The sequence below is a fragment of the Nitrospirae bacterium CG2_30_53_67 genome (genome assembly GCA_001873285.1).
Taxonomy (GTDB): domain Bacteria; phylum CG2-30-53-67; class CG2-30-53-67; order CG2-30-53-67; family CG2-30-53-67; genus CG2-30-53-67.
This window is the reverse complement of the sequence record MNYV01000130.1, coordinates 1-12,193: the sequence shown is the minus strand read 5'-3', so window position 1 is coordinate 12,193 and position 12,193 is coordinate 1. Positions and strand designations below refer to the sequence as shown.

Genomic DNA, 12,193 nt, shown 5'->3' with positions numbered 1-12,193 from the left:
GCACAGGGCTGGCTGGCCTGATCGCTATGAAGCGGAGGAAACCATAGTCCTTTCTTGGTGAGAAGATACCCAAGGCCCTCTCTCTTAGGTCGATGACTCGTAGAGAGGCAGGGCTTTTTTGTTGAGAATAACTTGTCACACTTGAATATTTATTTCTTCTCTTGACAAATACGGTTTTTACGGGGAAAATTGGCATTGTCCCTTGTGGTTTTCCTATGCATGCCTTCCGGGGTCGGACCGAGCCACCCTCTGGGATTAAAAAATAATCAGCATTTATAGAAAAATTTTACTGCAGGGGGTTGACAAGTCCGGTCTGTTGTAGTAAATTTAACAACAGATGGGGAGGAGGTGATAATTATGAAACCCGGGGTCACATTCGGCGAATTTTTTAAACAAAAAAGAATTGAGCTTGGTCTTACATTACGGGAATTTTGTAGGCACAACGGGTTTGATCCGGGAAACATAAGTAAAATTGAGAGAGACTTGTTGGCGCCGCCGCAGTCCAAAGAAAAAAGGAAGGAGTATGCAGCAGCTTTGAGAATCAAGCAAGGAAGTGATGACTGGCTCACGTTTTGTGATCTGGCTTCCACCGGTGTTGGGAAAATACCTTCCGACATAGTCTCGGATCGCGAAATGATCAAAGCGCTTCCCATTTTATATAGGACAGTCAGGGGAAAGAAGCTTGATGACGAGGATCTGAAGAATCTGCTTGAATCTATCCGAAAGGAATTGCGGTGAGTTTTGAACTTCCCCGTCTTACTTACGCTGAGATCGGGAGAAAAGCCAGAGAGTTTCTGCATGAGCTGCATCCATCGCAAGAGATTCCCATCCCGATTGAAGAAATAATTGAGCTGAAACTCCGTCTGAACATATACCCTTTCCCACGACTATACAGAGATCATGGTTTAAACGGTTTTCTTACGGCCGACCGAACGACCATCATGGTTGATGAGATTCAGTATGACCAAATGCATGAGAAATGCCGTTTCACCCTTGCCCATGAGCTTGGTCATTGTGTATTGCATGAGTCGTTTTATGCTGATTTACAATTTAAATTAGTGCATGAGTATATGGAGTGGAGGGAGGGCTTGTAATCCGACGTGATCGATTGGTTTGAATATCAAGGTGATGCTTTTGCCGGACACATTTTAGTTCCGACACCGCAGCTTGAAAAAATTTGTGAGAAGATCGTAAGAGAAAATCATGCCGCATTCAGCAGGATGTCTTCAATCCCGGATGATGTTTGGTCCTTTATTTCCAATGAAGTGGCGAGATATTTTGAGGTCAACTCCCCTGTGGCGGAGATCCGCATCAGAAAAGAGAGTATTCCGGAACGGATACCCCTCCGATAAATGGAGCAACTTGAACACTCGGCAATCACCCTTTCGTTCCACCGTCTTTCTCAGCTTGACAAGAACTGTTTTTACGGGAAGAATAGGACTGTCCCTTGTCGGGTCCCACGCTATGGTGTATGTTGCACGGCGGGAAATTAATTGAGGGACGGAGATGAGCGAAGAGATCAGCCTCAGCGACTGGATCAGGAACAGGCTCTCGGGTCCGGTTCCTCAGATGCCGGAAGAGATCTGCACCAAACTTCTGGGGTTCCTCAAAGAGATCCGTGAGGTCAAGAAAAGCGGCAAAAACTTTGCGATTCATATCGCCCACCTGAGGGATCTGGAAGAAGATGATGAGGCGGAGATGTTCGAACATCTCGATCAGACCCCAGTCCAGGATATGGACAGGGTTATACGGATTCTTGAATCAAGGTTGGAAACCGAACTACAAGGAGAAGACCCATGCCTTACGTGAATCTGAAGCTTCTGGGCAAGCTGTCCAGGGAACAGAAGGCCAAGATTGTGAAGGAGTTTTCCGAGACCCTCGAACGGGTGGCCGGCAAGCCGAGCGAACACACCTACATCGTGATCGAAGAGGTCGAGAAGGAAAACTGGGGCAAGGGGGGCAAACTCTTTTCGGATATGTAGACAGAGCGACATAACTTTGCATACCTTTGTTGCTTCCTCGTCTCGTCGTTGCGGCGTACTACCAGTACGCCTCACTCTTCGATTTCCTCGCGCCTCGGTCTGCTTTGTTCTGTCGCTCTGTATGTGAATTTGTTTATTACGATAAAAGATCCAAAGCGTTCGCCTTGCCCGAAGCCTGTAAACTCAGACGATCGATGTGTATCTCCTCCTATGATAAATCTCACTCACCTTGAATCCTGTTCCATGCTATAATTAAAATAAAAATCTGATTACAAACCATGGAGGCCTGCGTTTGAAACGGGAAATCCATAGACTCACCTCGGAGACGTTCGATCTTCTCGTCATCGGCGGCGGGATCAACGGCTGCGGCATCCTGAGGGACGCCGCCCTCCGGGGGTATCGGGCGGCCCTGGTGGAGAAAGGGGACTTTGCCTCGGGCGCCAGCAGCAAGACCTCAAAGCTGGTCCACGGGGGACTTCGGTACCTGGAACAGATGAAACTCGGCCTGGTCTTTGAATCCTGCCGGGAACGGAGAACCCTTCTCTCCATCGCCCCTCACCTGGTCCATCCTCTCCCTTTTCTGATTCCGGTCTACAAGGAGGACGCGAGAGGCCGGGCAATCATCCATGCGGGGATGATCCTGTATGACATGCTGGCCCTGTTCAGGAATGTTGAGAGGCACCGGATGGTTTCATTACAGGACGTGTTCAAGGCAGAGCCCGATCTCGAAAGGACGGGCCTTCAGGGCGGGGCCGTCTACTATGACTGCCGGATGGACGATGCGCGCCTCTGTTTGGAAAATGTGCTCTCCGCCACAGAGGCTGGGGCGGCCGCGGTCAATTATGCCGAGGTCATCTCCCTAATCAGGAGCGGGGAAAGGGCGGCCGGCGCCGTGGTCAAAGACCGACTTTCCGGGCGGACGTTCGAGGTCATGGCCCGGAAGGTGATCAACGCCTCAGGCCCGTGGCTCGACCGTATCACTAAAATGAGTTCACTAAAAACAGAGCCTCGGCTTCGGCCCACCAAGGGGGTTCACATCATCGTTCCCGGATCCACCCGAGGTCATGCCCTGCTCATCTCGGCGCGGCGGGACAACCGCGTTTTTTTTGTGATTCCCTATCAGGGTTACTCACTGGTCGGGACCACCGACACCTTCTATACCGGCGATCCTGACCAGGTCACGCCGTCACCAGAGGATATCGCCTATCTCATCGAGGAGGGTCGGCGCGTCCTTCCGGGCGCTAAGCTGGACAGAGAGCATGTGATCGCGTCTTTCGCCGGGCTCCGCCCCTTGGTGGCGGAGCCGGGCCGCCCATCCGAGCTTTCACGGAGTCATGTGATCTACGAGGAGCGTTCCGGACTTCTGAGTGTGGCCGGCGGAAAGTACACCACCTATCGGCAGGTCGCCGAGGAGGTGGTGGACCGGATCGCCAGGGGACAGGAGATGCGGTCACGGGTCCCGTGCAGGACTGCCGAGCTCCCGCTCTATGGCGGGGGCCTCAAAGATCCAGCCTCCGACATGAAGATGATATGTGAAAAGGCGGAAACCGAATACGGCATCGGGCCGGATACGGCGGCGCACTTCATCCGGTGTTACGGGACCCGTTACCGGGATGTCCTGAATCGAATCCAGGAGGATGAGGGACTTCGTGAGCGGATCACTCCGGGAAGACCGGAAATCCTTGCCCAGGTCCGCTATGGCGTGGAGGAGGAGATGGTCGTGACCCTCAGCGATTTTCTCCGGAGGAGAACCTCGCTTGCCCTTTCCGAGGCCAACGGCCGTGAGACTGCGGGCCGCGTCGCTTCCTTGCTCGCCAGGTATCTTCACTGGGATCCACGAGAGACCGAACACCAGATCGAGACTTATCTGCAAGAAATGAACTTTCCGATTCAAGCCGGCGTCCCTTCAAGATAACCGAACGCGCTTCCGGTCATATTTCTTCTTGGATTTTTTGATATTATGGTTCTCATAATAGAAACGACATCATATCAAAAATCCCTCCCCCGATAAACCCATTCGAGGGCAGGCTCTAACCTCCCTTTTCTAAAGGCTTCCCCCCTCTTATTTAAGAGGGGGCAAGGGGGAGTTATCCCTCTGAGGGGGCAAGGGGGAGTTATCCCTCTGAGGGGGCAAGGGGGAGTTATCCCTCTGAGGGGCAAGGGGGAGTTATCCCTTATGGGGTTTTTGCCCACTCACTTCCACGATGAGCTAAAAAACTTTTGCAGAAACTTCACTCACCACTGTGCATTCCCTCGGGTTTAGGTTAAGGTTGACAATTATATTCTGATCACATAAAATCAGGCCGGTTTTTAATACTCCAATAAACCTCGTTTGACAGTGTTATCTTTGGCAGGACGGTGACGGGTTTTAACCATCTTGACCGAACTGTATTTAGGATATTTTTCTTTTTGGAGCAGGGGCCGTTATGAAAATTCTGGTTGTCGGTTCCGGGGGCAGGGAACATGCGTTGGTCTGGAAGATTGCGCAGAGCCCCAGGGTCAAAAAAATCTACTGCGCGCCGGGCAACGGCGGAACCTTGGGCCTGGCGGAACCCGTCCCCATACAGGCCGGGGAGATCGAGAGTCTCCTCGATTTTGCAAGGAAGCAGAAGATCGATCTCACCCTGGTCGGGCCCGAAGGCCCTCTGACCCTGGGAATTGTGGACCGCTTTGAGGAGGCCGGGCTCCCCATCTTCGGCCCAAGAAAGAACGCCGCGATCCTGGAGGGAAGCAAGGTCTTCACCAAGGATTTTCTGCGCAGGCACGGGATCCCCACGGCCGAGTATATGAGTTTCACCGATCCTGCTCAAGCCGCCGGCTATATCTTGAAAAAGGGAGCGCCCATCGTGGTCAAGGCCGACGGACTGGCCGCAGGCAAGGGGGTCGTGGTCGCGCAGAACGTTGAGGAGGCGGTTGCGTCCGTGTACATGATCATGGAACAGAGGAAATTCGGTTCGGCCGGAGAGGCCATCGTGGTGGAGGAGTGTCTGGCCGGGGAGGAGGCCTCCTTTATGGCCTTCACGGACGGAAAGGCCGTCATACCCATGATCTCCTCTCAGGACCACAAGCAGGTCCATGACGGGGACCGAGGGCCCAACACCGGCGGCATGGGCGCCTATACCCCTGCGCCGGTCATTCAGGACCGGACCGAGGAGATCATGGAGACGGTCATGGTCCCGACGATCCGTGGCATGGCCGAGGAGGGGAGGGTCTTCAAAGGGGTGCTGTATGCCGGCATCATGGTCACACCCGAGGGGTTGAAGGTCCTGGAATTCAATGTGCGCTTCGGTGATCCCGAGGCTCAGCCGATCCTCTTCAGGCTCAAGACCGACCTCGTTGACATCATCGAGGGGATCCTTAATGACCGGCTCAGTCAGGTCCCTATCGAATGGAAGAACGGCGCCAGCGCCTGTGTGGTCCTGGCTTCAGGCGGGTATCCGGGGGCCTATGAAAAAGGGAAGACCATCTCCGGTCTGGACAGGATCCCGGACACCGAGGATCTCCTGGTCTTTCATGCGGGGACGAGAATGGTGGATGACAGGATTGTCACAGCCGGCGGCAGGGTCCTGGGGGTCACGGCCCGAGGGGAGACCCTGGCTTCCGCCCTGAACAAGGCCTATGATGCCGTAAACCTGATTGACTTTAAGGGAAAGCACTTCCGCACCGACATCGGGCAAAAGGGGTTGAAGATGCTGTGCGAGCAGGGATAGCGGGGATTATGCCTGTTTGCCGGGGCCGGGGGCAAAGGAACCGCAGTTCATGGGGAGTCCATCAAACTTGAAAATGTAGATCATCTCCAAAAGAGTGGGTGAAAACATCAGGGGTCAAGGGGTCAAGGATCCCAGGGGTCAAGTGAACCCCGTTAGAGGTTGTCCTCTAACGGGGTGAAGTGCTAAAAACATAAGGGGCCGAGGGTCCTAGGGTTACGCTTAGCGTGTCCCGCTTTTCTATATCCTTGCCGTCTACGACGGCTACTACACTAAGGCATCTTGGGGTCCAGTGTTTTTCTCTGGAGATTTTGCTTGCGTTTCAGTATTTCACCCCGTTAGAGAGCTCGTCTCTCTAACGGGGTTCACTCGAACCCTTGACCCCTTGAACCCTTCTTACCCACTATATGGGAGAAGAACCGAAAATGTTTATATATAGGAGGGGACAATGACGAAACCGCTGGTAGGGATTATCATGGGGAGCGAGTCGGATCTTTCGGTCATGAAGGAGGGCGGTGCGATCCTGCAAAGCTTTGAGATTCCTTTCGAGATCCGGGTGATCTCGGCCCACAGGACACCGGATCTCGCAGCCGAGTATGCAAAGAAAGCTGCAGGCCGGGGGATCAAGGTGATCATTGCCGGGGCCGGGGCTGCCGCACATCTGGCGGGGGCTATGGCCGCCGTCACGGACCTTCCGGTGATCGGGGTTCCCATCTCGTCTACCCCGCTGAATGGGTTCGATGCCCTTCTGTCTACGGTGCAGATGCCCGCAGGCGTTCCCGTTGCCGCCATGAGCATCGGGGTTGCCGGGGCCAGGAATGCCGCACTCTTTTCTTTGCGGGTCCTCGCGCTCAAGAGCGTGCCCTTGAGAAAACAGCTCGCGGAATTCAAGAAGAACCAGCGCAGGAAGGTTGAAGAAGCGGACCAGCGTGTGAGGGAGCAGCAATGAAGAGGTTAGGCCTTGTTTTTCTTTTCATCTTCTCAGTTCTACTCATCGTTCCAAATGCAGGGGGCGAGTCAGGGTCTCAGCCCGCGACCGGGATCTCGGAGCAGGAGATCCAGGACTTCCTGCAGAAAAAAGAAGCCAGGCTCTCGCTGAATGCCTGTCTTCAGCTTGCCCTCAAGAACAATCTGGAGATCGCCATCCAGAGGGTTGAGCCTGAGATCAGCGAACAGAAACTGGTGCAGGAGAAATCGGTTTTCGATTCCAGGGTATCCGTGGGCGTTTCAAAGGACCAGTCTGTGAAACAGACGAGTTCATCCTTTGCATCCCCTCCGGAGAACAAGAATCAGGATTACAATATCAATGCCGGCATCGCCCGGAAGTGGGCACCCGGAACCGAGACCGATCTTTCCGCCGTCAACAACAGGAACGAAACCAATTCGGCCTTTGCAGGCCTGAACCCTTCATACTCTTCCGAGCTGATCCTTTCCCTGACCCAGCCGCTGCTCAAAGATTTCGGGATCGGGACCAACACATCCGGGATCCGGATCGCCGCAAACAACAAGGAGATATCCAGGTTTCAATTTCAGAGCCATGTCATGCAAATCCTCTTTGATGTCGAGTCCATCTACTGGGAGCTCGTTTATACCATAGAGGATCAGAAGGTACAGCAGGAATCCCTGCAGCTCGCGGAGGATTTTCTGAAGATCACCCGGAGCAAGGTGGATGTGGGGGTGCTTCCTCCCATAGATATCCTGGAGGCTGAAGCCGAGAAGGCGGCGCGGGAAGAGGGGGTTATTACGGCCGAAGATGCCCTCCGGGATGCAGAGGACAGCCTTCGCAAAGCCCTCAATCTCACGGATGATCCTCGATACTGGGAGATCAGGCTGACCCCGGCGGATGAACCGGTGGTGGCAGCGGAAATCGAAGATCTCCCCGAACAGATCAGAACAGCCATGGAAAGCCGTCCCGATATCCATCAAGCCAAGGTGGATCTGGAAAACAAACAGATCCAGTTGAAATACACAAAGAACCAGCTTTTCCCCCGGGTTGATCTGGTCGGATCTATCGGCCTCAGCGGACTTTCAGGCGCGGCGCAGCCGCAGCCGGATTTCCGGAATCCGGGGGCGACCACAGAAAATCCCTTTGGAGGGAATAATCCGGATTCCTTGAGAGAACTCAAGTCCGGGGATTACTATTCGTACACTGTGGGTATCAAGGTAGAGTATCCCCTAGGCAACCGTTCAGCCAGAAGCGAGAAGGTCATGGCCGACCTGGAGAATCAGAAGGCCGTCATGGCAGTCAAGGACCTCGAAAACCAGGTCATCCGGGATGTGAGGGAGGCATACCGGCAGATCGAGACCGACAGGAAAAGGGTCGCCGCGGCCGAAGCGGCCCGGAGGCTCGCTGAAGAGAGGCTCCGGAGCGAGACCCAGAGGTTCGAGGTCGGGCTGGGCATCAGCCACGATGTCCTGGAGTATCAGGAAAAACTTTCTACGGCAAGGAGCCGGGAACTCCGGGCCCGTGTTGACTTCCGAAAATCCCTGGCCCATCTTGAGCAGATCAAAGGGACACTGCTGCAAAGCAAGGGGATCGGTTTGTGATCCTGGACGCCGGATGGAAAAGGAAGAAACCATTCGATCGTTGACAAATCTAAGGTGCTATGCAATAGTGTTGTTTATTCTCACAGAGAATAACAAAACGGTTGACTAAAACACAAAAGAGGTGAAATTCTGTTATGAAGAATCCGGTGAAGGCAATCGAAGTTACGGGTACCATTGACGCGAGGCATCGGCTTGTCTTGGATGAACCATTGCCGATAGAAGGCCCGGCCCGCGTGCGTGTTGTCATTCTTGTATCCGAAAATACTGAGATAAATGAACAGGAGTGGCTTAAAACAGCGGATAGTAATCCGGCTTTTGACTTCTTGAAGAACCCTGCAGAAGATATTTATGCCCCTACAGACGGGAGGCCCTTTCATGACAAGGGGTAAGGTCGTCCTGGTACCATTTCCTTTCGATGACCTTACGGCAACCAAGGTCCGGCCGGCTGTATGTTTAACCGATCCAATCGGTCCTTACCGCCACGTTATCCTCGCCTTTATTACCAGTCAAATTCCAACTGATTTACTTGAATCGGATCTGGTGATCGACTCACGGTATACGGGTTTCGCGGAAACCGGACTGCGAGCGCCCTCGACTCTTCAGTTACACCGGCTTATGACCATTACCAGTTCGATGATCCGGCGTGAATTGGGGGAATTGACTCCTGCGATGTATCGTGAAGTGAGCGATAGACTGAGAAAGATATTCGGTTTTTTTTAGGAGGTCCTCCATGTCCGCCCAGATTCCGTTTTCTCCCTCGTAGACCCGCTCTTCTTCATATTTCTATGGGATTCTTCTTCTCAGGGTAGAAATACACAGCGATGTCCACGTCCGACAGCCGGGTTGCCTTACCCCGAGCCTGCGGCCGTCAGAGCGCGCTCACGGGGATGGATTGAGCAAAGGAAGTCAGGGGCAACGGCGTCTCGGCCAGATTCAGCATCTGTCCGGTTCGAGCAGCCGCAACTCCGAGGAAACGGACGAAGGCCGTCTCGTCCATTATGCATTCATGTTGCATAATAGACGATTTTGGCCGGACCTGCCAAGCCCAGATTCCTGCTCGTCCATACTTTTCAGCCACTTACAGATTGGGCAAGTTCAAGTCAGTCAGGTCCGTGCAGATCTTGAAGTTACCCAGCCGGGCATAAGATTTCGGTCGTTCTGTATAATATACTTTGAAGATAAGGAATGTTTGAGGAATGTTTGGGGACGGTTCCGGAATAGTTCATCTTTGTCAAAGTGTTACAGATTAATTTTTACGACGGAAAATCAGAGACCGTTTAAAAAAAAATATTTGTTTTTTAAAGATGGGCTAAGACTACTCTGTCACACGCCAAAGCGTGCTGATCGGCAGGGCCGCATACCGGTCACCGAACGGCACGGCGGCATCGCCGTCATAGAGAACAATACCGCGATGAAACTTCTTGCCGGCCAAGTCCGCCAGAACCTTCAGCCCGGCGAAGTCTTTCTCAGCAACGCTTGCAGCGGATTTTACTTCGATCCCCACGACCCTCCCCCGTCCGTCTTCCATCACTGCGTCGACCTCTTGACCGGAAGCGGTGCGGAAATAATACAGGGCACAAAGCGTCTTGTTCCAGGTTGCCTGCTTGCGCAGTTCCATGACCACGAAGGTCTCCACGAGGCGGCCAAAGAGCTGCAGGTCTTCGGGATGATCCTGTCCGGAAGCGCCTGCGAGCCGGCTCGTAAGGCCGCTGTCTATCAAATGGATCTTGGGGGACTTCACCAATCGTTTGCTCCGGTTTGTGGACCACGCAGGCAGCAATTGTGCGAGAAACGTAGTCTCCAGCAGGCTCAAATAGCGCCGCAGGCTTGTGTGAGCAATCCCAGACGACCGGGACAGTTCGGACATGTTGAGGAGGCCGCCGCAACGCGCCGCAAGAAGAGAAAGCAGCCGCGGCATGTCGGTGAGTCCCTCGACATGTGCGAGGTCACGCACATCACGTTGCAGAATGGTGGTAATGTAGGCCCCGAACCATGCCTGCCTGCGCTCTGAAGCGCTCCGCTCCACCGCCTCGGGATATCCGCCGGTAAGAACGCGCCTTGCGATGTCACGATCCACCGGTCCAGCCTTCGCCGGCTGTGGGAGGCCGGAAGAAAACACCGCGTCAATGAATCGCTCCCTCTGCCCGGCCAGCTCGCCCTGCGAAAGGGGCCACAGAGTCACGATCTCCATCCTGCCGGCCAATGACTCAGAAATTCTGGGCAGCATCAATATGTTCGCCGAGCCGGTCAGCAGAAACCGGCCAGGCCGGCGGTCGGCATCGACCTGCTGTTTGATGGCCGGGAAAAGGTCCGGTGCCTTCTGAACCTCGTCAATAATGATCATGCCATCCTGCTGCCGGACAAACCCGGCCGGATCGGCGGTCACGGCTGCCAGAACTGTAGCATCGTCCAACGTCAGATAACGGCCGCCCAGCTCCCCGGCGAGGTTCTCGACAAGGGTCGTCTTTCCAGTCTGTCGCGCCCCATGGAGCAAAACCACCGGTGTATCCGCCAGAACCGCCTGCAGATAGTCTTTGATATTTCTCCGATACATGGCTAAATATTAGCCATTTAATGGCGAAATTGCAAGCATAAAATATGTTCTGATGCTATGATTGATTAACTACCCGTCTGAAGTTTCTTCCCATTTTCCTCGAAGATCCTGGATTTGAGCCATCCGAGTTTGTGCAGGCGGAAGCGGATTGCGGTTTCGAGCACGCCCAGGCCGTAGGTCACGCTTCTTGAAAAGTTGATGGAGGAGGCCTCCTCGAAATATTTTGTGGGGCAGGTGATCTCCGCGATGGAGAATCCGAAATAGATGATCTGGGCCAGCATCTGATTGTCGAAGACAAAATCATTGGAGTTCTCCAGGAGCGGGAGCGTCTCCAGGACCTTGCGGGAGAAGGCCCGGTAGCCCGTATGGTATTCCGAGAGCTTGTGCGCGACAAGGACATTCTCCAAGGCCGTGAGAAAGCGGTTGCTGAAATATTTGTAGAGCGGCATGCCTCCGGCCAGGGCGCCTTTTCCCAGAATCCTTGAACCCAGGACCACGTCATAGAGTTCTTCGGAGATCATGGAGGCCATGGCCGTGATGAGCTTGGGCGTGTACTGATAGTCGGGGTGGAGCATGACTACGATATCAGCGCCATGCTTTAAGGCCTCGGTATAGCAGGTCTTCTGGTTCCCGCCGTAGCCCAGGTTCTTTTGATGCACGAAGGTCTTGATCCCGAGTTTTTGCGCCACTTCGGTGGTCCGGTCCGAACTCCTGTCGTCCACCAGCAAAACCTCGTCTACGATACCAAGGGGGATCTCCCTGTAGGTGGCCTCCAGGGTCTTCTCGGCGTTGTAGGCCGGAAGGACAACGATAATTTTTTTGCTATTTAACATATCGAATCTTTTCTCCTTGCCCTTGTCCTTTTTCCGGATGTGGGAGAAAAAGGTGAAAGGGGCAAAAAAATTATTACACAATCTCCCCGATCAAATCATATTCATGGGCATCGGTGATCTTTACATTAAAGAATTCCCCGACCACGGCGTCACCCTTGTTGATCAGGACCGAACCGTCAATCTCCGGGGCCTGGCCGTAGTAACGGCCGGAAAGCAGAAGGTCGGTCTCGGGCGACGTCCCTTCGACCAGGACCTTTTGCACCGTCCCTACCCGCCCCCGGTTTTTCTGTTTGGATATGCCGGCCTGAAGGTTTAGGATCGTATTCAGCCGTTCGGTCTTGATCTCATCTGCGATCTGGTCCGGAAGCTCTGCCGCCTGCGTTCCCTCTTCCTGTGAGTACGCAAAGGCGCCGAGATGGTCGAAGCGGGTCTCTGAAACAAAGCCGCATAGTTCCCGGAAGGCGTCTTCGGTTTCGCCCGGGAAGCCGACCATGAGGGTCGTTCTCAGGACCAGTCCCTGGACAGCCTTCCGGAGTTTCCTGATCTGTTCGCGGATGGCTGAAGAGCCTG

At 54.0% G+C, this 12,193-nt stretch carries 13 protein-coding genes and 1 pseudogene; 11 read left to right on the top strand and 3 right to left on the bottom strand.

Annotation, left to right across the window (positions count from 1 at the left end; genetic code table 11):
- The first annotated feature begins 357 nt into the window (after positions 1 to 357).
- The 11 genes from AUK29_08215 (at position 358) to AUK29_08165 (ending at position 8,956) form a co-directional block, all read left to right on the top strand.
- Positions 358 to 738 (top strand): hypothetical protein, encoded by a 381-nt coding sequence (locus tag AUK29_08215; protein OIP62569.1) that lies wholly within the window; start codon positions 358 to 360, stop codon positions 736 to 738.
- A complete protein-coding gene (locus AUK29_08210) occupies positions 735 to 1,094 on the top strand; it encodes a hypothetical protein (protein ID OIP62568.1) in 360 nt (119 codons plus the stop codon). Before AUK29_08215 ends, AUK29_08210 begins: the two co-directional genes overlap by 4 nt.
- 6 nt (positions 1,095 to 1,100) lie before the next feature.
- A complete protein-coding gene (locus tag AUK29_08205; protein OIP62567.1) occupies positions 1,101 to 1,352 on the top strand; it encodes a hypothetical protein in 252 nt (83 codons plus the stop codon).
- A gap of 154 nt (positions 1,353 to 1,506) precedes the next feature.
- A complete protein-coding gene (locus AUK29_08200) occupies positions 1,507 to 1,809 on the top strand; it encodes a hypothetical protein (GenBank protein ID OIP62566.1) in 303 nt (100 codons plus the stop codon).
- Positions 1,797 to 1,982, top strand: coding sequence for a 4-oxalocrotonate tautomerase (locus tag AUK29_08195; protein OIP62565.1), 186 nt, complete (start codon positions 1,797 to 1,799; stop codon positions 1,980 to 1,982). Before AUK29_08200 ends, AUK29_08195 begins: the two co-directional genes overlap by 13 nt.
- 286 nt (positions 1,983 to 2,268) lie before the next feature.
- Positions 2,269 to 3,897, top strand: coding sequence for a hypothetical protein (locus AUK29_08190; GenBank protein OIP62564.1), 1,629 nt, complete (start codon positions 2,269 to 2,271; stop codon positions 3,895 to 3,897).
- 511 nt (positions 3,898 to 4,408) lie between these two features.
- Entirely contained in the window at positions 4,409 to 5,692 is a 1,284-nt protein-coding gene (locus AUK29_08185; GenBank protein OIP62563.1) for a phosphoribosylamine--glycine ligase, read from the top strand.
- A 445-nt stretch (positions 5,693 to 6,137) separates the two neighbouring features.
- Positions 6,138 to 6,638 carry a 5-(carboxyamino)imidazole ribonucleotide mutase gene (locus tag AUK29_08180; protein OIP62562.1) on the top strand — a complete coding sequence of 167 codons (501 nt, stop codon included), beginning with the start codon at positions 6,138 to 6,140 and terminating at the stop codon, positions 6,636 to 6,638.
- The gene (locus tag AUK29_08175) at positions 6,635 to 8,236 is read left to right on the top strand and encodes a hypothetical protein (protein ID OIP62561.1); all 1,602 of its coding nucleotides are present in this window, start codon (positions 6,635 to 6,637) and stop codon (positions 8,234 to 8,236) included. Before AUK29_08180 ends, AUK29_08175 begins: the two co-directional genes overlap by 4 nt.
- Positions 8,237 to 8,382: 146 nt before the next feature.
- Complete coding sequence (locus AUK29_08170; GenBank protein ID OIP62571.1) at positions 8,383 to 8,625, top strand: hypothetical protein; 243 nt, start codon at positions 8,383 to 8,385, stop codon at positions 8,623 to 8,625.
- Positions 8,612 to 8,956: a PemK-like protein gene (locus AUK29_08165; GenBank protein OIP62560.1), complete on the top strand. Its 345-nt coding sequence runs from the start codon at positions 8,612 to 8,614 to the stop codon at positions 8,954 to 8,956. The genes AUK29_08170 and AUK29_08165 overlap by 14 nt, the downstream gene beginning before the upstream one ends.
- Positions 8,957 to 9,551: 595 nt before the next feature.
- Here AUK29_08165 and AUK29_08160 read toward each other — a convergent pair.
- From AUK29_08160 to AUK29_08150, 3 genes and pseudogenes are all read right to left on the bottom strand, one after another.
- Positions 9,552 to 10,790 carry an ATPase gene (locus AUK29_08160; protein ID OIP62559.1) on the bottom strand — a complete coding sequence of 413 codons (1,239 nt, stop codon included), beginning with the start codon at positions 10,788 to 10,790 and terminating at the stop codon, positions 9,552 to 9,554.
- A 65-nt stretch (positions 10,791 to 10,855) separates the two neighbouring features.
- On the bottom strand, positions 10,856 to 11,623 hold the full coding sequence (locus AUK29_08155; GenBank protein ID OIP62570.1) for a glycosyl transferase family 2: 768 nt from the start codon (positions 11,621 to 11,623) through the stop codon (positions 10,856 to 10,858).
- Positions 11,624 to 11,696: 73 nt separating this feature from the next.
- Positions 11,697 to 12,193, bottom strand: a pseudogene (locus AUK29_08150) (ribosomal protein S12 methylthiotransferase RimO).